Here is a 25,220-nt window from a genome sequence, read left to right on the forward strand (position 1 = left end):
AACAATTTTTTATGGACTTTCCCCGCATTTTTAGAAACTTTTTATGTGCCCAATGAATGTTTGATAGCCTTTCGTATCGCTTCCGCATCCTCCTTGTTTTCCTTTAATATGGAGAGAATCAGGTTTAAATAACTCTCTTTGTTACTGATACCGCAGATCGCGCATAGGCGGCTCTGTGGTAACATCCCTTTTTGATTATAAACACGGAGGATGCTTTTGTAGTTCTCCGTTTCTATATAAGACTCGAACTCTTCTTTTATGTTTTTGTATATTTCTTCCACATGGATGTTCAGACGGATACTCTCTACATGTTCGGTTAATTGCTCCACCGTCGTTATCTTGCGATCAACGGTAGTCTCCAGTTTTTTACGGACTTGATGTTTGGCATGAAGGATTACTTGCGAGTCCAGTTCTTTTTGGAAAAGACGTACTACGTTTTCTTTCACTTGCTTGAAAACATCGTCCGGATCTTTCATCAACCGTTTGGCGACCGTCTTGATCACATCCTCTATCATCAATAGGTTCTCCACTTCCGCTACGTCCGGTACATAAATATGTTGTTCCCGTAGATAGTTTATTTCTCCTTGTGTACGCCTATCACGATCTACGATACCTTTGCTATCTAATGTATGGAAGTCTTTCAGTTGGCCGAACGCTTTGGTTGTCTCGATTACTTTTTGGCAACCACCCATCGGTTTCACCAAATAATCGGGGAATATGAAGGGGTAAAGCTTACTGTCGATACTGTTCGTGTCGGTCCCTTCGATAAACAAGATCGGTTTCCGGCTGCCAAGTATTTCCATATATACTTCTTCCGGGAAACTTTCATTACTCTCGATCAACTCGTAATCCCATACGGAATGATCCGCGTCGTAAGAACGAATCCAGATCCGTTTGCTGTCGGAGCGGGAGGTGGCGAAATCAATGTCATGTGTGAGATAAACAAACGTACAGTCCGGACGTATCGCCTCAATCTCGTCCCAAAGCTGGTTCTTTATGGAGTTGTGGAGAAGGGTTTCCGGCTCTTCGATCACGAGCAAGGCGTTCGGGCATGCGCATAATGCGGCCCCAATCAAGTAGAACACCAGTTTCTCGCTATCGCTCATGCGTCCGGCGGTGTAGGAATTTGAATCACGCCCCGTGGATACAAGCTCGATAAATCCCGACTTTCGTATCAGACGATTATGCGGAAACATCTTTTCCCAGATCGCTTGTATAATATCTATCTTGGTGATCGGAGGATCTACTTCGTTATTAGTCTTGCAGGCTTCCTTGAAATTGACTGCCGCCTCGAACTCCTCGCTCTGGAGTTGCAAAATCAGTTTCTCGTATTCAGAAATACGTGGCATGAACAGTCGTTCTTTGATCATAGACTGTAAACGTGCGAATTCATTGGAGGCCGATAATTTAGATTCGTCATCGCTGATGAATAAGGCATGTATACCGGATATTCTTTTCGCTTGACCCGCATATCTCTCCAATAAATCTCTGCCAAAAGAGCTTTTTCCCGCACCGTTCGCTCCGATCACGACTAATATCTTCGTGTCTAGCATGATGGGATGTGTCACATTAACTTTCGTTGGGAGTGTTAGTTCCATACATGTTATTGATTAGGTTTTCAAAGATAAGCTTTTTCTTTGAAAGTTCGCACGAGACCTAAAAAATAAAGTGCCTTTTCCGAAACATCCTTAAAGACGGGAAAGGCACTTTTATTAAAACCTTAGCAGAGTTTTTTCTTATTTGCTCTTCTCCAAGATAACGCGAGCGAGGCGAGCTTGTATTTGCATTAATGTATTAACATCCTCGTTCTCGAAATTGATGTCAGCTACTTTTAAACTTCTTTTGGAAACTACCGGAGCCGATTTAGCAGCCATTAATTCTTGTACTAATTCATCTACTTGCTCTTTGATTTTCTCTGCCTTTTTTGAATAATCTACTGTACGTGCCATAGTTCTTTTGATATTTTATTTTATGAATACTATCGCAAAGATAATTACATTTTTATAATACACATAATAAAACGTAAATATTCTGTGCTATTTTTACGAAAAAGTCCGAGCTGCAATATTTTCGCAGCCCGGACTAGGTAATTATCGAGATGAATGTGTGTTATGCTTTTGTCGTATTCGTCTCGGATACGTCATTTTTTACTTCCCAATGGAACGGTTCGAATTCAGTGTTCGGATCTACCCAAGATGCTTTCTTAGACGCATAGATAATAAACGGTGCCGCAACGACAACAATTACACCGATGAAGAGAACGGCGAACCAAACCGTATTATTTCCTGTAGAAATCTGGCTAGGAGGAATGAAACTTAATACGAACGCTAATAAGGAACCACAGAATCCTAAACCTCCGATTAACCACATCAAGCCATTGCCACCTTTTCCGATACGGAAAGGACGACCTGCCTTTTTCATCTTATAACGTAATGCGATCGCTCCGGAGAACATCAACATATACATTATTAAATATAAGATCACCGTAAGCTGTGATAAGATCTGATAAAAGCTTTGTACGGATGGCATTACCACGAATAATAAGCTAAGAAGTGTAACAGCCGCTCCTTGGATATAAAGGATGTTTTTCTGTACGCCGATCTTATTGGTCTTCTGGAAGAACGGGGGCAGATAACCTGCTTTACCAACTGCGAATATACCTTTGGAAGGACCAGCGACCCATGTCAATACTCCTGCTAATACGCCAAATGCCAAAGCGATAGCGATAATTGGGGATAACCATGAGGCATGAATGTACTTGAAGTAATTGTCGAATCCCACTAATAAACTTTGCGTAAGATTGATGTCTTTCTCTGGGATAATAATACCCAACGCAAAAGTTCCTAGTACGAAGATTACAACGGTGATCAAGGCACCGATAAATACAGCTTTCGGATAGTTTTTAGAAGGATTGTCAACGTCTTTCACGTGAATACCGCCCATTTCCATACCTGCGTAAAAAAGGAAGATACTTGCGGCTAAGACTAAGTTGTCGAATTTACTGAAGTCGGGGAAGAAGTTACTGTGGAAATCCATATTGGAATGCCCGCCAGTCGCTAGGTATACGATACCTAAAATGATGAGTAACGCCGCTGGTATGATAGTACCTACCATACCTCCGATTTTCGCTACTTTTCCAACCCAACTCAATCCCTTTAGTGAGATAAATGTAGCCAGCCAATAAATAATTAACACGATCGCTAATGTGTAGTATTTGTTATTCGCCAGCAGCATATCTTCGGGATGATCCATACCGATGAAGGCGATGGATACGGCTCCAAAAGTTAATACTGTCGGATACCAGATCGTACTTTCAATCCATTGAACCCAGATAGCCAGAAAGCCTAGACGTTTTCCATAGGCCTCACCTACCCAACGGAATACACCACCTTGTTTGTCTTGGAACATTGCCGCTAATTCCGCTGCCACCAAAGAGGTCGGGATTAAGAATACGATTGCCGCGAATAAGTAATAGAAAGCCGAACTTAGTCCGTATACGGCTTCTGCTGGCAGTCCGCGTAAAGATACTACTGCCGTCACGTTCATGATTGCTAGGGTAAACACACCTAGCTTTACTGTCTTGTTGATATTTGCCATAGATTTATGTTTTAAAAATGAGAATTACTTCTCTCGTTTAAGTCTGAGTTTATAACAGCGAATCAAAGAAGATGTTTTGTTTTTGCTACGTAAAACTTGGTTAATTAACACATTTCGCTGTTTAAACAAATGGTATATGAGGTTTGTTGTCATAAACCAAAATGAAAAGGATTATAATTAAATAAATAGTAACGCTTATGAAAATGGCCGTATTTGATTTCGCATTGAGAAAGAAGGGAGTATATGGTGTGTTACATATCATTATACTATTGTTGTCGCTGTTCTTGGTTATCAGTATCTCCATCGATACATTTAAGAATATTCCCTTTTACACGCAAACTTCTTATAAGAAGATTCAATTATGGATCTGTTTGTTTTTTCTTTTCGATTTTGTTTTGGAATTTTTCCTGTCGAAAGATAAATTACGTTATTTGCGAACGCACTTTATTTTCTTGCTCGTAGCGATCCCTTACCAAAATATAATAGAATATTATCATATTATCACCTCACCCGAGCTTAGTTATTTCTTACGTTTCGTTCCTTTGGTACGGGGTGGGTATGCGTTGGCGATCGTGGTGGGATGGTTGTCGTACAATAAGGCGTCGGGCTTGTTTGTCTCTTACTTGACGATGTTGCTGGCCACGGTTTATTTCTCAAGTCTTATATTTTTTGTCTTGGAGCACAAGGTGAACCCGTTGGTGGCTAATTATGGGGACGCTCTATGGTGGGCGTTTATGGATGTGACAACGGTTGGCTCTAACATATCCGCTATTACGGTTACGGGGCGAGTCCTTTCGGTCGTATTGGCTGCTTTGGGCATGATGATGTTTCCAATATTTACGGTATATGTGACAAGCCTTGTCCAAAAAAGTAACGAGGAGAAAAAAAGGTTTTATGAGAACATGCAGGCTCCTTCTCCCCAGCCAGAGGTGAAGGATAAATAGAAACTCTAGTTCCTACAGTGGATACTGCGAGGTCTTCCCGTAGGGAACAAACAGGCTGGAGGAAGTGGCGGAGATTACACTATGATTTGCTGGAAAGTTTGATTGGCTTCTGTTTTTTTCGTATCTTTACGGCCCCTAAAACCAGATAGGTAAAAGATGATAAAAGATAAGCAGGCATTGGAAGGCGGGCGCATATCCATACTTGGCGCACGTGTTCATAATCTGAAGAATATAGATGTAGAGATTCCGAGGAATAAGTTGACGGTGATTACCGGCATGAGTGGTAGCGGCAAGTCATCATTGGCGTTCGATACGATTTTCGCTGAGGGACAAAGGCGGTATGTGGAGACATTCTCGGCTTACGCCCGGAATTTCTTAGGGAATATGGAGAGACCCGATGTGGATAAGATAACGGGTCTGAGTCCGGTTATCTCCATTGAGCAAAAGACAACCAATAAGAATCCTCGTTCCACCGTCGGTACGACTACCGAGATCTATGACTTTTTCCGTTTGCTTTACGCTAGGGCGGGAGAGGCCTATTCCTATTTGAGCGGGGAGAAGATGGTGAAATATACCGAGGATCAAGTCTTACGGCTGATCTTGGATGAGTACAACGGGAAAAAAACGTATCTCTTGGCTCCGTTGGTCCGTAATCGTAAGGGGCACTATAAGGAACTTTTCGAGCAGATACGTAAAAAAGGATATCTGAACGTCCGTGTCGATGGCGAGTTGAAAGAGATCTTCCATGGGATGAAGCTGGATCGTTATAAGATGCACAGCATCGAGGTGGTGATCGATAAGATGATTGTCTCCGAGGCAGACGAGCGTCGTTTGAAAGAGAGCTTGAAGATCGCCATGAAGCAAGGCGATGGCCTTGTGCTGATACTGGATGCCGAGACTAACGAGGTTCGCCATTATAGTCGTCGTTTGATGGACCCGGTGACCGGATTGTCTTACAGTGAGCCGGCTCCGCATAATTTCTCGTTCAACTCCCCTCAAGGAGCGTGTCCGAAATGTAAAGGCTTAGGACAGGTCAATTTGTTGGATATGGACAAGATCGTTCCCGATCCATCCTTAAGTATATATAGCGGTGGCATCGTCGCTTTGGGTAAATATAAGAATTCGTTGATATTCTGGCAGATTGAGGCGCTTTGCCAAAAGCATGGCGTGACGATCAAGACGCCTATACGGGATATTCCCGAGGAGGCGATGGACGAGATCATGAACGGTACGGACGAGCGGTTGCAGATCAAGAATGACTCGTTAGGATCGTCTAACTATTTTTTGTCGTATGAGGGAGTCGCCAAGTATATCTTGATGCAACAGGAGAGCGAGGCATCCGCCTCGGCGCAGAAATGGGCGGGACAATTCATCAAGATGGCCACTTGTCCGGAATGTAACGGCTGGCGATTGAATAAGGAGGCGTTGAGCTACCGGATAGCGGGAAAGAATATCGCCGAGTTGTCGGCCATGGATATCTCGGAATTATACGAGTGGCTGGAGGGTATCGAGGAGAAGCTGGACCCGAAACAGCTTCGGATCGCTACGGAGATATTGAAGGAGATACGCTCCCGCCTGCGCTTCTTGCTGGATGTGGGATTGGATTATCTTTCCATGAACCGGGGTTCCGCTACCTTGTCTGGCGGTGAGAGCCAGCGTATCCGTTTGGCTACCCAGATCGGAAGTCAATTGGTGAACGTACTTTATATATTGGATGAGCCGAGTATCGGTTTACACCAACGGGACAACGTCCGTTTGATTAATTCCCTGAAACAATTGCGTGATACGGGAAACTCCGTGATCGTCGTGGAGCATGATAAGGATATGATGCTGAGTGCCGATTACGTGGTGGATATGGGGCCTAAAGCGGGCCGTCTGGGTGGTGAGGTCGTCTTTGAGGGAACGCCCAAGGAGATGTTGCGTGTAGATACCTTGACCTCTTCCTATCTGAATGGAAACACGGAGATAGCCGTTCCTGCCGAGCGTCGGAAAGGCAACGGGCAGTTTATTACGATCAAGGGAGCCAGTGGCAATAACCTGAAGCATGTGGACGTGTCTTTTCCCTTGGGTACGCTTATTTGCGTCACGGGTGTGTCGGGTAGCGGAAAGTCTACCTTGATAAATCGCACGCTGCAACCGATCTTGAGCCAGCATTTCTATCACTCGCTGGAAGACCCCTTGGCATACGACGTCATCGAGGGAATCGAGCATGTAGATAAGATCGTGAATGTGGATCAATCTCCGATCGGTCGTTCCCCCCGGAGCAACCCGGCTACCTATACGGGGGTATTCTCGGATATCCGGAATCTGTTCGTGGAACTTCCGGAATCGAAGGTGAGAGGGTATAAACCGGGACGTTTCTCTTTTAACGTATCGGGCGGACGGTGCGAGACCTGTAAGGGAAATGGCTATAAGACGATCGAGATGAATTTCCTACCGGACGTGCTGGTGCCTTGCGAGGATTGTCACGGCAAGCGATATAACCGGGAAACCCTAGAGGTTCGTTTTCGTGGGAAATCAATTGCGGATATCTTGGATATGACGATTAATATGGCAGTGGAGTTCTTCGAGAATATCCCGACGATCTTATCCAAGATCAAGGTCCTGCAAGATGTAGGTCTGGGATATATCAAGTTGGGGCAACCCTCTACTACCTTATCCGGTGGCGAGAGCCAACGTGTCAAGCTGGCTACCGAGCTGGCGAAGCGGGATACGGGAAAGACGCTTTATGTATTGGATGAACCTACCACCGGTCTGCACTTCGAGGATATCCGGGTCTTGCTGGGGGTATTGAACAAGTTGGTGGATAAAGGCAACACGATCATCGTTATCGAACATAACCTCGATGTTATCAAGAGCGCCGATTACTTGATCGATATGGGCCCCGAGGGCGGTCGCCGTGGAGGCAATGTCCTTTTTACCGGAACTCCGGAAGCTTTAGCAAAGAGTGGCGTCGGGTTTACGGCTCCGTTCTTGAAAGAAGAGTTAGATATAGCAAATAAGAAAAAATGAAGAATCCTATACAAATGATCAAGCAGTGCGTGGAGAAGGAGGAACCTTACTTCGTGCTGAGAGGGCAGGACGTATGTGCGTTGGCTGCCATAGAGACCTATTATGAGGAGGTGAGGAATAAGGTGAAAGATCCTTATTTCATCGAGGAGATCGAAGAGATCATGAAAGATTTCCGGGCGTACCGGGAGGAAGTGTCTAACACTAAAATACCGGATTGATTTATGGCAGACGACAGTTACAAGACCATCAAGCAAGTAGCCGAGGGATATTATACCGAGAAGCGCAGCCGCTTTATCTCGTATGCTATCCCCGTGCGTACGGTAGAAGAGGTGAAGGAGCAACTGGAGAAATACCGTAAACAATATTATGATGCCCGCCATGTATGCTGGGCGTATATGTTAGGTCCAGAGCGGCAGACGTTCCGGGCCAACGATGACGGGGAGCCTTCTTCCACGGCCGGGAAACCGATCCTCGGACAGATCAACTCGAATGAGCTGACCGATTTATTGATTGTCGTAGTACGTTATTTTGGTGGAATCGAGTTAGGAACCAGCGGGCTGATCGTCGCTTATCGCACGGCCGCCGCCGAGGCTATCGCCGCCGCAGAGATCGAGGAACGTACGGTAGACGAGGACATCACGGTCGTTTTCGAATACCCATACCTGAACGGGATCATGCGTATCGTAAAAGAGGATAACCCCGCTATCATCTCACAGAAGTTCGAGATGGATTGCGAGATGACGCTTCGTATCCGTAAAGGGGAGGCCGAACGCCTCAAGAATCGCTTGTTAAAGGTTGAGACCGCTTATCTAAAAGAGTAGCAAGCGATCAACTAATTCAATTTTCAATTGTTTTTTGTAGAGACAAGGCTCATGAGGAACCCTGCCCCTGCATTTTATTGTGTAAATATTAATATAGTTTTATCTGAATGAAAAAAGTTCTTTTATTCTCTTTTTTTCTAGTGTTGGGTTTGGTCGTGTCGCAAATGCTTCCCGCTATGGTGGGGGAACAGTATTCGCTGGTAAAGACGATCTCTAATACATTTTTGTTTATTTGCCTTGCGTTTATCATGATTAATGTGGGGCGTGAGTTCGAGATTGATAAGACCCGGTGGAAGTCTTATACCGAAGATTATTTCATAGCGATGGCTACGGCTGCGTTTCCGTGGATATTCGTGGCTTTATATTATATGTTTGTCTTGCTTCCGGGCGATTTATGGGGAAGTTGGGACGCTTGGAAGGAGAACCTGTTGCTAAGCCGGTTCGCCGCGCCTACCTCGGCGGGTATCTTGTTTACGATGTTGGCCGCCGCCGGGCTAAAAGCCTCTTGGGTGTATAAGAAGGTACAGGTATTGGCGATCTTCGACGACTTGGATACGATCCTGTTGATGATCCCGTTGCAAATCATGATGATCGGCTTGCGCTGGCAATTGGGAGTCATTATTCTGGTTGTGGTATTGCTCTTGATTCTGGGTTGGAAGAAAATGGGATATTATAATGTACGTCAAGACTGGAAAGCCATCTTGTTCTATGCTGTCGTGACGTTTGGTATCACGCAAGTGATTTATCTGGTATCGAAACATATGTACGGGGAGGAGGCTAGCATCCATATCGAGGTACTTTTACCTGCGTTTGTCGTAGGTATGATCATGCGGCATAAGCATATCGATACCAAGATCGAGCATCAAGTGTCCGATTTTATCTCTTATCTCTTTATGTTCCTTGTCGGAGTGAGCATGCCGGTGTTTATGGGCGTGGATTTCGCTCAGCAAGCGGCGGAAGTAACTACGGTGACAGGTTCCCAGCCGATGATGTCATGGTCGATGATCGCTTTACACGTCGTAATCGTCTCATTCTTATCCAATATCGGTAAACTATTTCCTTTGTTTTTCTACCGTGACCGGATGAAACGGGAGCGTTTGGCGCTGTCTATCGGTATGTTTACCCGTGGAGAGGTAGGAGCCGGCGTTATTTTCATAGCCTTGGGATATGGATTAGGTGGCCCTATGTTGATAATTTCTGTGTTAACTATTGTGTTTAATTTAATTTTAACTGGTATCTTTGTCATCTGGGTAGAGAAACTCACACGCAGCGCTTATAACCTGGAGCAAGCAGGAAAAGCCAAAGCTGTCAATTAATAGAAAAAACACTTGAAGGTATTTCAAGATGATATTCCGTTTCCCTCTTGGGAGGGAAACGGAATAGTCATAGTACGATCAATTGTTGAAGACCTTCATCTAACTTATTATTTATGGACCGTACGATTAATGTTATCCTTAAACCGTTGCGTCGCTTCGCTATACAGAAGCCGAACGCTAGTCTTTTATTGTTTGCCGCTACCATCGTTGCTATGGTCTTGGCCAATTCGCCTTGGGCAGATAGGTATCACCAGTTATTAGCTTTTCCAATCGATCTGCAAGCCGGGCAGTTTAACTTCTTTGCGCATCATGGCGAGACCATGTCTATGCTGGCTTTCGTGAACGACGCCCTTATGGCGGTTTTCTTTTTCGTGATCGGTCTGGAGATCAAGCAAGAGGTATTGATCGGTGAGTTGAGTTCCGTGCGGAAGGCGCTATTGCCTATTATCGCCGCCTGTGGTGGAATGATCGTGCCGGTCTTATTTTATATGTTAGTATGTAATACGCCTCCCGAGGTAAACGGGGCGGCTATTCCGATGGCTACGGATATCGCTTTCGCCTTGGCCGTATTGGGCTTGTTGGGGAAGCGGGTGCCGTTGAGCATGCGTATCTTCTTGACCGCCTTGGCTGTGGTGGATGATATTGGAGGTATCATAATTATCGCCCTGTTTTATAGCGGGCATATCGCTTTCGAGCCTTTGTTGATATCCCTGATAGTCCTCGCTTTGTTGTATGTGGGAGGAAAGTTCCGGGTACACAACCGATTGTTTTTCTATATCGGTGGCTTTATCGTTTGGCTGCTATTTCTGGAGTCAGGAATCCATCCGACAATCGCCGGCGTGTTGATCGCCTTTACGGTTCCTGCCCGTCCGGTTGTTAAGCTAGATGATTTCACGTGTGATATGACCGGGTATTTGAATATGCTGGACTATACCGAGGTTCGTCAGTCCCGTAAAGCGGAAGTGCTTACGCCTACACAAATTCAGGTATTGAATAACATCCATACGTTGGCGGATAAAACGATCAGTCCGTTGCAGACCATCGCTGATAAGTTGCATCCTTTGGTAAACTATGTGATACTTCCTTTATTCGCTTTCGTGAATGCCGGTGTGACATTCGGGGATATCCAACCCCAGACATTAGTTAATGTACCGTTGGCGGTGTTCGTGGGCCTATTTGTAGGAAAGACATTAGGTATATTCTCTTTCTCTTACTTGTTCGCGTGTACGCCATTTGCCTCCATGCCTACAGGCATGAGCAAGCGTAATTTATTTGGAGTATCCATGTTGGGAGGAATCGGTTTCACGGTCGCTTTGTTTATAGCGAATCTTTCCTTTGACGGCAGTACGGCGGCGGGTGCCGATCTCTTGAATCAGGCGAAGCTGGGTGTATTCACGGGATCGTTTATATCCGGTCTTTGCGGTTATCTGGTATTGAAATGGGTTTTACCTAAAGAAAAAGTGGAAACGATCTAAATAAAAAGGCAGTCCGGCAAGGACTGCCTTTTACATTATATTATGCCGTAACTAAAGTTTCGTGAGATCTTGTTGCCATGTAATATATGATTTGATAATTGAGCACGCCTTCTTAAAGCTCTTTGGATTTGTTGAATAGCGAGCCGATCCATAATAACAAAATAGCTCCGACCGTAGAGGTTATCAAGCTCCCTAAGATACCACCGGCCGATATGCCTAGTAAACTGAATACCCAGCCACCCAATACACCTCCAATAATACCTAGGATCAAATTAACAATGACCCCGAAACCTCCTCCACGCATAATCTTACCAGCCAGATAACCGGCTACGATACCGATGATAATAGACCAAATAAATCCCATAACGAATAGTTTTATATTTTATTAAAAAGTTCTGATGCTTTGTATTTAAACACATCCTAAAAGTCTTTAGTTGCGCTTTGTACCTCTTTTTAACGAATCATTCCAAAAGATCTAGCGAATCTATGAAGGATTCATAGACGGGATGGTTCAATTGAAAGACAATCGCTTCGAAAGGACGGAGCGTGATATCTTTTTGAGGCGCCATATGACTTCGGGCCCCGTAATTGTCCAATAGGACGTGTGCGTTACTCATATCTATCCCCGGAGTGGAGATTGCCGCCTTGGGGGAGAAATTGAGCATAATCAGATAAGTGTCGGCCCCAGTCTTGCGTAAGAAGGTATAGGATTGGGGATTCTCCGCATCCAGCAAATGATAACTGCCATAAATCAAACTCGGATTCTCCTTACGGAAGCTGACTACTTTCTTAAAATAATTAAGTATGGAGGTCGGATCTTTTTCTTCGTCCGTTACGTTTATCCAAGTATAATCTGGATTTACCTTTAACCAAGGGGTTCCTGCCGTAAATCCCGCTTCCGGCGAGCGATCCCATTGGAAAGGAGTGCGGGCGTTGTCTCGTCCGGTCTCTTTCTGTTCGTCCAATACCGCCTGCGGATCTTTACCCTCTGCTTTCGCTTTCTTATAGCGGTTGATCGTATCGATATCGTTATAATTCTCGATACGGTCGAACCGAATGTTACGCATACCTATCTCGTCCCCGGCGAACCAATAAGGCGTTCCTTTCATCGTAAGCAGAAAAGTAATAAGCATCTTGGCGGACAAGGCCCTGAACTCATCCTTATCGCTACCAAAGCGACTGACCATACGGGGCTGGTCATGATTACCCAAGTAGATCGAGGGCCAACCCTTATCTACCGCCTTATCCCATTCCGTAAACATCTTCTTTAGGGCGATCAAGCTATAGTCTATACCGGATTCCGGATTGTCCGGTAGGGTTGTATTCCGGATGCGGGCGGCGTCGAAATGATAAAGCATATTCAACTCTTCCCGGGCCGGATCGACAAATTTAGCGACATCATCTACCATCACGGCCGAACCTTCTCCAACACTCATACAATCGTATTTGCTTAATACCTGCCGATTCATCTCGTGAAGATAGAGGTGTAGGCGAGGCTCTTTGGCATAGAAAGAAAAGATATCCGGATATTTCTTGGAATCTATGAGAGGGAATGAGGGATCTTTGGCGATAAGAGAGATAGAATCCATGCGAAAACCGTCTATCCCTTTATCGAACCAGAAGCGCATCATATCGAAAATCTCTTGGCGTACCTCCGGGTTCTCCCAATTTAAGTCGGGTTGTTTCCGGGAGAAATAATGCAGGTAATACGAGTCGGTTGGCTTGTTATACATCCAAGCGTTGCCTTCCTCGTCGAAATAGCTGAGGCGCAAGGGAGGCTCACCTTTCTCGGCCGGCCACCAATGGTAATAATTATAATAGGGATTATGTCTGGATTTACGGGCTTCCTCGAACCAAGGATGCTCGTCGCTGGTATGGTTTACTACCAAGTCCAGTACCAGTCGCATCTCCCGTTTATGAATCTCTTTCAGGAGGCGGTCGAAATCTTCCATCGTACCGAATTCCCGCATGATTTCCCGATAGTCGCTGATGTCGTAGCCATTATCATCGTTGGGAGAGAGAAAGATCGGGTTTAACCAGATGATATCCACACCCAAGCTTTGTATATAATCCAGGCGGGAGGTAATACCGTTTAAGTCACCGATTCCGTCGCCATCGCTGTCTTGAAAGCTACGGGGATAGATTTGATATATAATCGCTTCTTTCCACCAAGTCTTTTGAATGTCCTCTTGACCGGACGTACTCTCTGTAACATGCTTTGAATCCATCTTATTATTCTTTAGTTTTTTACTATAACAAAAGGAGGTGGTGGTTAGTTTCAGCAACTTATGACGCTTGAGAAGTGTTGTTTTATCAACAAATAGAAGAAACATATGGAAAATGGAGTAATGATGCAGTATTTCGAATGGAATCTGCCGAACGATGGAATGCTGTGGAAACGGCTGAAGGATGATGCTTCGCATTTACATGAGATCGGGATCAGCGCCGTATGGATTCCACCCGCTTACAAAGGCCATGAGCAAGCGGACGAGGGGTATGGAACCTATGATCTATATGATTTGGGGGAGTTTGACCAAAAAGGGACCATACGTACCAAGTATGGAACTAAACAGGAACTTCAAGAAATGATCGAGGAACTTCACCGGAACCAGATTGGCGTATATCTGGATGCCGTGATGAACCATAAGGCGGGAGCCGATTATACCGAGTGGTTTATGGCGCAAGAGGTAGATCCTGGGCAACGGGAAAACGCTACCAGCGAACCCCATGAGATAGAGGGCTGGACCGGCTTCGACTTCCCGGGGCGTGGCAATATGTATTCTAATTTTAAATGGCATTGGTTTCATTTCTCCGGGACGGACTATGATGTGTCCCGCAAGAAGGAAGGTATATTCCAGATTCTGGGAGAGGGAAAACATTGGAGTGAGGGAGTCGATGATGAGAATGGAAATTATGACTATCTCATGTTCGCCGATCTGGATTTCGATAACCCCGAAGTCGTGCGTGAGATGCAGGACTGGGGGATCTGGGTATCGAACGAACTAAACTTGGACGGTATGCGCCTTGACGCGATCAAGCATATGAACGACCAGTTTATCAAGCATTTTCTGGAGGCGGTGAGAGCGGATCGGGGAGAGGGTTTCTACGCTGTCGGGGAATATTGGAAAAACGATACCGAATCGTTGGAGGCTTACCTGTCGCAAGTAGAATATAACGTGGATTTGTTTGACGTAGCCTTACATTATAACTTGAATGAGGCTTCCGAGAAAGGTCGTGACTATGATTTACGCGATCTATTAAAAGGGACCTTGGTCGAGATATGCCCGGATCAAGCCGTCACCTTCGTGGATAACCATGATTCCCAGAAAAACAGTTCTTTGGAGTCGCAGGTAAAGGATTGGTTCAAACCTTCCGCCTACGGTTTGATCCTGTTGATGAAGAAAGGGTATCCGTGCATCTTTTATGGGGATTATTATGGCGTAAAAGGGAAGAAATCTCCCCATCGTAAGGTATTGGATATGCTATTGCGTGCCCGGAAAGAATATGCGTACGGGGAAGAGGTGGATTATTTTGATCATCCGAACACGATTGGCTTCGTACGCTTGGGAGATTCGGGACATGCTGATTCGGGCTTGGCGTTGGTTATCTCGAACGGGGAAGATGGAGAGAAAACAATGTCTGTGGGGGAGAACCGGAAAGGCGAGGTATGGCATGAGATCACAGGCTCGGTAAAAGATACCGTGGCGATTGATGAGGAAGGGAAAGGCCGTTTCCTTGTCAAGGGAGGCAAATTGGCTGTTTGGGTCAAGGTCAAGGCTTAACGGATGCTTTACTTGACCTCGAATTGTATTTTCTTCTGGTTCCCCTCGTTGTCGATGAGGGTAAGGAGATGTTTTCCTTGGCTCACGGAGCAACTGATCTGGTGATTATCGGTGGTCTCTCCCAGATAGCTTTCGTCCAGATGCCAGTAAATCGTAGCGTCACGGCGGGCGTGGGCGGCCTTGAAGATAAATTTCTCGGACTTTCCGGAGAAGCCTTTCGGAAGGTAGAGAATGGCGTTATGCTCGGGATAGATCAGTTCGATCTGGCGGTTCTGGTCTTGCCCGCAGCCGGGTTTTACCGGAGGGAGCGGGATATAATCGATGTGATAGTTGCGGTAGTAATACTCCTGCGCGGGAGGAAGCACGAACCACGGGCGGCTGATCATCCGGTCGACAGACTCGCAGGAACTATTGACCCTGTACCGTCCGTCCGCCGATAGATGTACGAGCTTATGGTAGGGGCAGACCCCCGTGTTATTGCCGGACAGCGGCATGTATAAGGTGTCCGTTTGCTCGCAGTAGGGCGAGGCTTTATGTCCGCTGTTCCGGCAGATCGCCAGGGGAAGCGTCTCATCGTAGGGCAGGTCGAACCATTCGCTACCGGGCAATAGGGAAAAGAGATCGAAAAGGACCGGGGCGGCGTTGCCGACACCCGTAAGTCCTGGACGGCCCTCGCCGGAAGCGTTACCGGCCCATACGCCGACGACGTAGCGGGGAGTCGTGCCGATCGCCCAAGCGTCTCGTCCCCCGTAACTCGTCCCGGTCTTCCATGCGATCCGCTTCATCGACTCGAATTGTTGCCAGTCGGCCTCTTCCTCGGGACGGTTCAGGGCGGACATCGCCTCGAACGTGTACCACAGGGCCGCGGAGGAAAGGAGAGCCTTATCGGTGAGCCGGCTATCGGTAAGGGAACGGATGGGTTCCTTCCTCTCCGCCGGAAAGGGAGTCAGCGGATGGATGTCCGCCGGATTATAGCGTCCGTTGTAAGTACGGTAATGTTTAAGCACACGAGACATGGAGGCATACATACCGGAAAGATCCCATAAGGTTCCCTCGGCCCCTCCCAAGATCAAGGAGGCCCCGTAATGTTCCTCGGAGAAACGTAAGGTAGTCATTCCCCACGATTTCAGTAAAGACATAAAGCGTCCGGTATTATACCGGGAGAGCATTCGTACCAAGGGGACGTTCAAGGAGCGTTCGATGGCTACATGGGCCGGTACCGCCCCGTAGAATGTCTTGTTGTAATTATGGGGGGAGAAGCCATTTATATTCAAGGGCACGTCCGATACCAGCATAGAGGGGAGCAACAGCCCGTCGTGCAGCATACCGGCATACAGGAAGGGCTTGAGGATGCTTCCCGTGCTGCGGGGCGAGGTGATGATGTCCACTTGGTTCCCCCGCCGCTCGTCGGCCGGATAGGTAGCGTTTCCGGCGTAGGCCAATACCTCCCCGGTCTCCACGTCCGCTACGATCGCCGCCAGATTATGGATATGGTTGGAACTGTATTCACGGGCATAACGGTTTACGAGGGCCTGTGTCTGCCGTTGCAGGGCTTGGCGGACGGAGGTTTGGATGCGTTGCCCCGGTTGTTCTGCGGCCAGTCTTTCTAACAGGTGAGGGGCATCATTAGGTAAAGGGAGAGGGGCTTCGGGAAGTGGCTCCATGCAGGCCAGCTCGTATTCGGTTTCCTCCAATACGCCTTTCTTCTGAAGGGAAGCCAACAGGCGATCCCGCTTCTCCTTCAGTTGTTTCCGGTTTCTCCCGGGGTGGATCAAGGCGGGGGAGTTGGGAAGAACCGCGAGCGTGGCGCTCTCGGCCCACGATAGCTCGGAGGCGCTTCGCCCGAAATAACGCCATGCGGCGGTCTCCAGCCCGATTACGTTTCCCCCGAAGGGAGCGTGCGAGGCATAGAGGTTCAGTATCTCTTGTTTGCTATAGGTGGTTTCCAGGAAGAGCGCCCAGCACATCTCGATCGTTTTCTCGTAGAAGGTCCGGTCTTGGTTCCCTCTCGCTATGCGTGCCAATTGCATGGTCAAGGTACTTCCTCCGCTCACCACACGCCCCGCTTTCCCGTTCAAGCGGATCGCCCGGAAGATGGCGGCGGGGTCTATACCGGGATGGTAAAAGAACCGTTTATCCTCATACGTGAGCAAGCAATCCACGAATTTATCAGGCAAGCTATCCGCCGCCGGGAAACGCCATTGCCCGTCCGGTGCGATACGTGCGCCTAAAAGCTCGCCCTCGGCCGAATATAATAAGGTAGAGCAGGGGGCGGGAAATAATTGCCGGGGCACGATGCCATACAGGATACACCACGCCGTCACGCCGATCCCCAAGAGGGATGCGAGGAGGCGCCATGGCACTCGTCCCGGCCTCGGTAGTAGCGACTTGGATAGATGGCTGAGGCATCTGCCAGTACTCCGTAGGAAGTACTGTAGTACTGTGCGCAAAGTACTGCGGTACTCCTTAAGAAGTACTGCGGTACTGTCCGGCTGAGTATTGCGGTACTTTATAAGGAGTACTGCCTCAATCATACCAATTGACACTCTCCTCATAATGATCGAACCTTAGCTCTTCCGTCACTCCGACTCTTCGCAAGGCGTTTAGCACGATCCTTTGCTCTTTAGGTGAGAGTGGAAATTCGCCCCTTCGCCGCTCAAAGTAGGGGTTACGTCCGAAATGGGACATGAGTATCGACATGAATTGCTGGTATTGCGCCGGGAACATCCGGCTCTGCATCCCGGTGAAGCCCCGTGCGTAGGTGACGGGAGCGGAGTCTCGGAAGTAGGGGCAAGCCTCATCCCGGGTACAGAGGGTGGGGTTCAGCAGCCGTAATACGGTTGCCGGTTGTTCGATGAGCGGTTGGTAGGCGATCTGGTGCAGGCACTTTCCGGCCCGAGGGCAATCTTGTTGCTGGCAGACGGCGTAGTCGATGGGGATTTCCTTGTGTAGTTTCTTGGTCATGATCTTGTTTTACAATCTTAGATGTTTCATTGAACGCAAATATAGCGAATATATTCGAGAAGTGATTGTTCGAAAAGGAGATATACGGATAGATCATTGCATCTTGGTATAATTTATGTACATTTGTGGATTAACCATTTAAACATTCATGTGTATGATACGGTCTATCGGTTTATTCTGCGTACTTTGTCTCTTGTCTATCTTGACAAGTTGTCATACGACAAGCCCTGCGGATCAAGATCTCCCTCCTTATAATCCGAATGTAGAGGCGTTTACTACCGGGAAGATTTCCCGGTATTCTCCCGTTTACCTGATCTTTAATCAAGAGATCCGGGCGGATCGATTAAAGGCGGACCGATTGGGGAAACTCGTGCGCCTCAAGCCCGATGTGCCGGGGAAATGGGCTTTCGAGAATAACCGGACGTTGGTATTCAAGCCGGAGAAAGGCTTTGAGCGAAACACCTCTTATCAAGTGAAAGCCGATTTGTCCGAATGGTTTGAGGCACAAGGTAAGGATAAGTGGTTCGCTTTTGGTTTTACCACGCTCCCTTTAGCCCTTCGGGGGAATCTGGAATCGATGGATATCAACAAGAAAAACGAGAATGGGTACGATCTGACCGCCGTGCTTTTCACGCCGGATAAGGAATCTCCGGAGACCGTGGAGTCGTTGGTGGATTTCTCGGAGAAGGTAGACGCTACTTGGCAACACAGCCCGGATGGGAAGAAACATGAGGTGACCTTACTCAATGTCTCCGCCGGGATGGAGGGGGAACGGACACTCAAGCTTTCCGTATCTTCTAATAAACTAGGCGTGGAAAAGGCCGATGTCGTGACAGTGAGCGTTCCGGATCAGAATGATTTCTCGGTGTACGACGTGACGTATGTGTCCGAGCCGGAGCGTTACGTGGAGGTCGCTTTCACGAAGTTATTGGATGTGGGCCAAGATATGAGAGGCTTGGCCTTTATCGCCGAGAATACGTCGGAGACCGTAACCGTGGACGGAAACAAGCTACGCCTATATCCGGATGCCGATTTGTGGCAAAAGGGCGTGATGAATATCCACCTGAACCAAGGCATCCGCAGCAAGAGCGGCTTGAACCTGAAAGAGGCTGTCGTGCGTCAAATAATCCTAGATGAGCAGAAACCCGGCGTCCGTTTTATCGGGAAAGGAGTGATCATCCCGCAATCCACGCAATTATCCGTTCCTTTCCAAGCGATTTATTTGCGAGGGGTTACGGTGAGCGTTATCAAGATATTGGAGCAGAATATCGGTCAGTTCCTGCAATCGAACAACTTGGATGAGTCCGGGGAGTTAATGCGTGTCGGGCGCTTGATCGCCCGTAAGACGATCTTCTTGGATGAAGAGGGTCTTGATTTATCCCGGTGGAATACCTTCGCGATCGATTTGAAACGATTGATCGAGCCGGAACCGGGCGCTATCTACCGTCTGGAGCTTTCGTTTGACCGTTCTTTGTCTGTTTATCCTTGCGGGAATGATACGGTGGTCCTCTCGAAGGAACAGATCTTGGCCTCGGATGAGATCCGTTTCAAGGAAGAGTCCGCCCGTTTTGACGAGGGAGGGTATTACTATTATCGCCAATATGATTGGTCTGATTATAATTGGGAGAAACGGGATGATCCTTGCTCGGACAGTTATTATTTTAATAAGGTGGAGGGAAAGAATGTCTTGGCTACTAATTTAGGACTGGTCGCCATGCTGGGGCAGGATAATGATATGACCGTGTTGGTGCATAATATACAGAATACGGAGCCGGAGCGAGGAGTTACGGTTACCGCCTATAATTACCAACACCAAGCGTTGGCCTCGGGCACGACCAATGACAAGGGGCAGGTACGGCTGGATCTCTCCTCGGGACGTCCGTTCTACCTGATCGCCTCACAGGGAACCCAACGTTCCTATCTGCGGGTGGATAACGGATCGGCTCTCTCGCTCAGCTCGTTCGATGTATCGGGCGAGGTAGTCCAGAAAGGGATCAAGGGCTTTATCTATGGTGAGCGAGGCGTATGGCGTCCGGGTGACACGTTGCATCTGGGCTTTATGCTGAACGACCGGGCGAAGCAATTGCCGGCAGAGCATCCGGTGGTGATGGAGCTGTACAACCCGTTAGGGCAAATGTATGCCCGTAAGACGCAGACCCGTGGCGAGCTAGGGCTTTATGTCTTCGATTTCGTTACCGAGGCGGATGCCCCCACGGGTGCGTGGAATGTGAAGGCGCAAGTGGGTGGGGTCTCTTTCTCGAAGCGCTTACGCATCGAGTCCATCAAGCCAAACCGCCTGAAGATCGCCTTATCCATGCCGGAGAAGACTTTGTTGCGTGGTGAGCCTATGGATGCCCGCCTGCATGTGGAATGGCTGCAAGGAGCTATCGCCCGTAACTTGAAATATGATATACAAGGTACCTTTATCGCTACCCCGACTACCTTCGAGGGTTATAAGGGTTTCTATTTCGACGATCCTTCCCGTGTATTTAATACGGAAGAGAGTAAGCTGATCTCCGGCGTTACCAATGAGCGGGGCGATGCCACGGTACAAGCCCGCTTCGAGCTGGGTTCTACCGCTCCCGGAATGTTGCTGGCAAACCTAGTGACCCGGGTATATGAGGAATCCGGCGATTTCAGTATCGACGCGGATCGGATGCTTTACTCGCCTTATCGCCGGTATGCCGGTATCAAGTCTCCGCAGAAAGATAAGGAACAACTAAATACCGGAACCAATTACACCTACGAGGTCGCTTCTGTTGATTATTTAGGGAAACCGCAAGCGAATACGGAATTAGATGTGAAAGTATATAAGGTCTACTGGTATTGGTGGTGGGACTCCAACAGTAGCGGTCTGGCCAATTACGTATCGGATTCCTACAATAAGCCGGTAAAGACATTTACCGTCCGTACGGATGGGGACGGCCGGGGTACGTTCCAGCTCTCGTTCCCGGATAAGGAGTGGGGAACGTATTTCATCTCCGTGAAAGATAAGGAGAGCAAGCACTCTACGGGAGTGATGAGTTATTTCGACTGGCCTTATAACGAGGGCCGACGTAACACCGATGGCAGCGAGTCCGCCACGATGCTTAGTTTCAAGACCGATAAGGATAGTTATACACCCGGCGAGAAGATGGTAGTCACCTTCCCCTCTACGAAAGGAAGCCGTGCGATTATCAGTATAGAGAACGGCATGCGTGTCCTTTCCTTGACGGAACATACGTGCGAGGATAAACAAACGACCGTGAGACTGGATGTGACGAAAGATATGCAGCCGAACGCTTACGTCTATATCACCCTTTTGCAGCCTCATGGCATTACGAAGAACGATTTGCCGATCCGCTTGTATGGCGTGGTCCCGTTCACGGTAACTTCTCCGGAGAGCCATCTGACTCCGGTTATCCAATCTCCCGCCGAGTTGAAACCGGATGCCTCTTATACCATATCCGTCTCCGAGAAGAATGGAAAGGAGATGGCTTACACGCTGGCGATCGTGGATGAGGGCTTGCTGGACCTGACCCGTTTCCGTACGCCGGAGCCTTGGAAGGCGTTTAACGCCCGGGAAGCGTTGGGCGTGAATACATGGGATTTGTATAACTACGTGGTTGGCGCTTATGGCGGCCGTATCGAGCAATTGTTCAGTATCGGCGGCGATGATGCGCTGAACAAAGGCCCGAAAGCGATCGTGAACCGCTTCAAGCCCGTGGTGCGATTTGACGGCCCATTCTTGCTGAAGAAGGGGAAGACCGCCCGGCATACCTATCAGATGCCGAATTATAACGGGTGTGTCAAGATCATGGTGGTAGCCGGAAACGGGGAGGCTTATGGACATGCCGATAAGAGCGTGATGGTACGTAAGCCCGTAATGCTGCTAGGAACCTTGCCCCGGGTGATTGGCGTGGGCGAGGAGATGGTAGTACCCGCTACGGTATTCGCTACCGAGGATGGCGTAGGGGCCGTGAATGTATCTATCGCTTGCAGTTCGAATATGGAAGTGGTCGGCGAGACGACGAGGAGCTTGAGCTTCGAGCGGAAAGGGGATCAGCAAGCCTCGTTCCGTATCCGGGTGAAGAAGAACCCGGGTATCGGGAAGGTAACGATAACCGCTACAGGTAAAGGGGATAAATCTGTTTATGAGACGGAGCTGGAGATCCGTACGGTACGCCGCCCGCAAGTGAAAGTTACCGCCGCTACCTTGGAGGCCGGCAAGTCTTGGAAAGAGACGGTTGCGATGCCGGGTGCCACGGGTACGAACCAGTTGACCTTAGAAGTGTCGGATATCGCCCCCGTGAACGTATCCTCACGTCTATCTTATTTGTTGGGTTATCCGCACGGATGTCTGGAACAGATCACCTCGAAAGGATTCCCACAGCTTTATATCTCCTCGTTTACGGATTTGCCCCTGCAACAGGCGAAATCCACGGAGGAGGCCGTGAAAGAGGTGATCCGCCGTCTGCGCTCTTACCAGACCGTAGATGGGGCTTTCGCCTATTGGCCGGGTGGAACGAGCAGCAATGGCTGGGGTACGGTTTACGCTACTCATTTCTTGCTGGAAGCCTCGAAGAAAGGCTACTTGGTTCCCGAGGCCATGAAACAAAGCGTATTGAATAATCTACGCCGGGTAGCTCGTAATTGGAAGCCGGTTACCTCTTATTATAAAGATTCGGAAGAGGCTACGCAAGCCTATCGCCTGTATGTATTGGCTTTGGCCGGGTCGCCGGAGATGGGTGCCATGAACCGCTTGAAAGAGATGAAAGATTTGACCTCCATGAGTCGCTGGTCGCTAGCTTCCGCCTATGCCTTGGTCGGCCGTGAGGATGTCGCTCAAGACCTGATCAGCAAGACGACGGCTCTTCCTTCCGGTTATTCCGAGTATGACGAGACGTTCGGCAGTGATGTCCGGGATCAATCCATCCAGTTAATGACGCTTTGCTTGTTGGATAAAGGCAAGGAGGCCGCTACCTTGGTGGAAGAATTGTCCAAACAACTTTCTTCGGATGATTGGTTGAGCACACAATCTACGGCATTCGCTTTAGTTGCCTTGTCGGACTACCTAGCTAAATATCGGGTAGACGGGGCCATGGATTTCACGTACGCTTGTGGCGGAAAGGATGGACAGGTGAAAACGGATAAGAATATATGGTCCGAGACCTTATTGGATAAGGCGGGGACCTCGGCGAGCGTCGAGTTGAAGAACACGGGTAAATCTACGCTCTTCGCCCGTATCATAACCGAGGGAATACCGGAGCAGGGAGAGGAAAAAGCGTATGCGAACGGTGTCTCATTGGCGGTTAGCTATGTGGACTTGAACGGAAGTCCGGTCAATGTCGCCCAATTGGAGCAAGGTACGAATTTCTCCGCCGTGGTTACGGTAAAGAACCCTTCGGCCCGGGGATATAATAATTTGGTATTATCGGAGATCTTCCCTGCCGGATGGGAAATACTGAATACCCGTTTCTTGAATGAGTCCGTTACGGACAGCTTGAGCGCCGGAGTGAATTATCAGGATATTCGTGACGACCGTGTTTATAGTTATATAGACCGTCTGCCGGCAGGCAGTCAAGTGACCGTGAAGATTAATCTTTGCGCAGTCTACCCGGGCCGTTTCTACCTGCCTCCGGTGTATTGCGAGGCGATGTACGATTATTTAATCCGTGCGAATACCGCGGGACAAGAAGTTACCGTATTCTAATTTCGTGGGGGGCGGGCAGACCCCGCCCTTATATTTTTTCGAAATTTATTGGATTTATAGTTGTATGCTCGAATAAAACCATTACATTCGCAGCATATTTGAGATTGATTTAAGTTAGTATTAGAAAGTATTTGCTCACAACTTGATTTGTTAGGTAAACTTTTTTAGTCGACATACTCAGCTCAATTAACCATTTAATTAAAGTTTACAAAATGAATCTTTACATTTCAAATCTAAGTTACAACATCTCTGATGAGGACTTAAGACTGTTATTTGCTGATTACGGTGAGATTACTTCAGCAAAAGTTATTATGGATAGAGAAACTGGCCGTTCAAGAGGCTTCGGTTTCGTTGAGCTGAGCGATGATGAGCTAGCTAAAAAGGCTATCGAGGAGTTAAACCAAGCAAGTTATGACGGCAAAGTCATCAATATAACAGAAGCCAGACCTAGAGAGGATAGAGGCGACAGAGGTGGTCGTTTCAATAACAACAGAGGTGGCGGCTACGGTTCCAACAGAGGCGGTGGCTATGGCTCTAACAGAGGTGGCGGTTATGGTTCTAACCGGGACGGTGGAAGATATTAATTCTATCTAGATAAAAATGGAAGAGCGATCAGAGATGGTCGCTCTTTTTTATTTCAAGCACATAGGCTCGTCCACGGTCTGTCGTGATCTTTAGGTTACTGTTTTCCTCCACTAAAGGCCGTAGCCTTCGGATCAAGGTGTTCAAGGTCTCGTCGGCGTTGATCTTTCCCGGCCATAAGCTCTCGCAGATATCCGAGCGGTTCAAGATATGAGTAGGCGATAGGAAAAACATCTCCATCAAGGCATATTGCTGAGGGGTGAGTTTTAGTTTCTCCTCATTCTCCTTATAGAAGGAGGCGGTCTCGCAAGAAAGGTTCAAATTACCGAAAGAGATGGTCTTTCCCGGATGGATAGGCTGAGGCATTATCAACTCCTTTCTATAACGTTTAAGCAATAAGGGCAGGGTAGCGGATAAAAAGGCAAGCCCGAGGAATAGGCCGGGCAAAGATTTGTCCGATAGCCCGATAACCGCAAAGGTGGAGCAATTGGCGTACCCTTGGAATGAGATCCCGATATGATCCGTGGTAGCATTGGGGCTGTTCGCTATGGATGATGCCCAGATAATCGTATCGCTGGCGATATAATATTCGTTGAGTTTCTTGTTGGCATTAGCGGGAGCGTTTTCGGTTTGAGGATCTTTATTGAGTACGTGGATCACGATTCCCGTTTTCTTCTTGTCGGGCGTATAACTCAGTGCGTCGGAAAAGTCCTTGTTATAACTTTCTATGGATACCGGATTGCCGAAAAGCTTGGATAGATTGGCATAGGTGCGTATGGAATCTTGGCTCATCCATAGGTGGGAATTTTGCAGGATCGTTTGTTGCAACGCTTGGTTCAAGTCTGTCACGATCGTTTTCTTAGCTTCCGTATAACTATGGAAACCGAAGCTGAACGAGAGAATCAGCATTAAGGAGGTACCCAAAACAGATAGATTGGCCGATAGTCGTGTATTCATTATTCGCTAGATTAGAATTAACATAAAAAGAACGTTCGAAGGTACTAAATATTATAGAAGGAAAGTATCCTTTTCGAT

General features: G+C 47.9%; 17 protein-coding genes. 9 read left to right on the top strand and 8 right to left on the bottom strand.

Going from position 1 to position 25,220, the window contains the following annotated elements; translation table 11 throughout:
• Window positions 1–41: 41 nt before the first annotated feature.
• The 3 genes from BDI_RS04610 to gadC form a co-directional block, all read right to left on the bottom strand.
• Window positions 42–1,598, bottom strand: a complete 1,557-nt coding sequence (locus tag BDI_RS04610; protein ID WP_005857298.1) for a DUF4435 domain-containing protein — start codon at window positions 1,596–1,598, stop codon at window positions 42–44.
• A 138-nt stretch (window positions 1,599–1,736) separates the two neighbouring features.
• Window positions 1,737–1,949: a hypothetical protein gene (locus tag BDI_RS04615; RefSeq protein ID WP_005857296.1), complete on the bottom strand. Its 213-nt coding sequence runs from the start codon at window positions 1,947–1,949 to the stop codon at window positions 1,737–1,739.
• A gap of 160 nt (window positions 1,950–2,109) precedes the next feature.
• A complete protein-coding gene (gene gadC, locus BDI_RS04620) occupies window positions 2,110–3,597 on the bottom strand; it encodes a putative glutamine/gamma-aminobutyrate antiporter GadC (RefSeq protein ID WP_005857294.1) in 1,488 nt (495 codons plus the stop codon).
• Window positions 3,598–3,794: 197 nt separating this feature from the next.
• Here gadC and BDI_RS04625 point away from each other — a divergent pair, with 197 nt between their 5' ends.
• The 6 genes from BDI_RS04625 to nhaA all read left to right on the top strand — a co-directional run bounded on the left by BDI_RS04625 (window position 3,795) and on the right by nhaA (window position 11,165).
• Window positions 3,795–4,541 (top strand): potassium channel family protein, encoded by a 747-nt coding sequence (locus tag BDI_RS04625; RefSeq protein WP_005857292.1) that lies wholly within the window; start codon window positions 3,795–3,797, stop codon window positions 4,539–4,541.
• Window positions 4,542–4,697: 156 nt separating this feature from the next.
• Window positions 4,698–7,553 (top strand): excinuclease ABC subunit UvrA, encoded by a 2,856-nt coding sequence (uvrA, locus tag BDI_RS04630; RefSeq protein ID WP_005857289.1) that lies wholly within the window; start codon window positions 4,698–4,700, stop codon window positions 7,551–7,553.
• Window positions 7,550–7,771, top strand: coding sequence for a hypothetical protein (locus tag BDI_RS04635; protein WP_005857287.1), 222 nt, complete (start codon window positions 7,550–7,552; stop codon window positions 7,769–7,771). Before uvrA ends, BDI_RS04635 begins: the two co-directional genes overlap by 4 nt.
• A gap of 3 nt (window positions 7,772–7,774) precedes the next feature.
• The gene (locus BDI_RS04640; RefSeq protein WP_005857285.1) at window positions 7,775–8,374 is read left to right on the top strand and encodes an IMPACT family protein; all 600 of its coding nucleotides are present in this window, start codon (window positions 7,775–7,777) and stop codon (window positions 8,372–8,374) included.
• 107 nt (window positions 8,375–8,481) lie between these two features.
• A complete protein-coding gene (locus tag BDI_RS04645; protein WP_005857283.1) occupies window positions 8,482–9,690 on the top strand; it encodes a cation:proton antiporter in 1,209 nt (402 codons plus the stop codon).
• Window positions 9,691–9,803: 113 nt separating this feature from the next.
• Entirely contained in the window at window positions 9,804–11,165 is a 1,362-nt protein-coding gene (gene nhaA / locus BDI_RS04650; RefSeq protein WP_005857282.1) for a Na+/H+ antiporter NhaA, read from the top strand.
• Between the two features lie 112 nt (window positions 11,166–11,277).
• Here the strand turns inward: nhaA and BDI_RS04655 are convergent, their stop codons facing one another.
• Together BDI_RS04655 and BDI_RS04660 are read right to left on the bottom strand one after the other, a co-directional pair.
• Window positions 11,278–11,529 carry a GlsB/YeaQ/YmgE family stress response membrane protein gene (locus BDI_RS04655; protein ID WP_011966248.1) on the bottom strand — a complete coding sequence of 84 codons (252 nt, stop codon included), beginning with the start codon at window positions 11,527–11,529 and terminating at the stop codon, window positions 11,278–11,280.
• 97 nt (window positions 11,530–11,626) lie between these two features.
• Complete coding sequence (locus tag BDI_RS04660; RefSeq protein ID WP_011966249.1) at window positions 11,627–13,393, bottom strand: glycoside hydrolase family 13 protein; 1,767 nt, start codon at window positions 13,391–13,393, stop codon at window positions 11,627–11,629.
• A 105-nt stretch (window positions 13,394–13,498) separates the two neighbouring features.
• Here BDI_RS04660 and BDI_RS04665 point away from each other — a divergent pair, with 105 nt between their 5' ends.
• On the top strand, window positions 13,499–14,947 hold the full coding sequence (locus BDI_RS04665) for an alpha-amylase (RefSeq protein WP_005857277.1): 1,449 nt from the start codon (window positions 13,499–13,501) through the stop codon (window positions 14,945–14,947).
• 8 nt (window positions 14,948–14,955) lie between these two features.
• Here the strand turns inward: BDI_RS04665 and pbpC are convergent, their stop codons facing one another.
• Both pbpC and BDI_RS04675 read right to left on the bottom strand, forming a co-directional pair.
• Window positions 14,956–17,502 (bottom strand): penicillin-binding protein 1C, encoded by a 2,547-nt coding sequence (gene pbpC, locus BDI_RS04670; protein WP_011966250.1) that lies wholly within the window; start codon window positions 17,500–17,502, stop codon window positions 14,956–14,958.
• Entirely contained in the window at window positions 17,474–17,911 is a 438-nt protein-coding gene (locus tag BDI_RS04675) for a DUF6078 family protein (protein WP_008772284.1), read from the bottom strand. The genes pbpC and BDI_RS04675 overlap by 29 nt, the downstream gene beginning before the upstream one ends.
• Before the next feature lie 154 nt (window positions 17,912–18,065).
• Between BDI_RS04675 and BDI_RS04680 the strand changes: the two genes are divergently transcribed.
• Window positions 18,066–23,603 carry an alpha-2-macroglobulin family protein gene (locus tag BDI_RS04680; RefSeq protein ID WP_011966251.1) on the top strand — a complete coding sequence of 1,846 codons (5,538 nt, stop codon included), beginning with the start codon at window positions 18,066–18,068 and terminating at the stop codon, window positions 23,601–23,603.
• Window positions 23,604–23,815: 212 nt separating this feature from the next.
• Window positions 23,816–24,187, top strand: coding sequence for an RNA recognition motif domain-containing protein (locus tag BDI_RS04685; RefSeq protein ID WP_005857269.1), 372 nt, complete (start codon window positions 23,816–23,818; stop codon window positions 24,185–24,187).
• A 28-nt stretch (window positions 24,188–24,215) separates the two neighbouring features.
• Here BDI_RS04685 and BDI_RS04690 read toward each other — a convergent pair whose 3' ends face one another.
• Window positions 24,216–25,142 (bottom strand): helix-turn-helix domain-containing protein, encoded by a 927-nt coding sequence (locus BDI_RS04690; RefSeq protein WP_011966252.1) that lies wholly within the window; start codon window positions 25,140–25,142, stop codon window positions 24,216–24,218.
• Between the last annotated feature and the right edge of the window lie 78 nt (window positions 25,143–25,220).

It is taken from the genome of Parabacteroides distasonis ATCC 8503 (assembly GCF_000012845.1).
GTDB classification, from domain to species: domain Bacteria; phylum Bacteroidota; class Bacteroidia; order Bacteroidales; family Tannerellaceae; genus Parabacteroides; species Parabacteroides distasonis.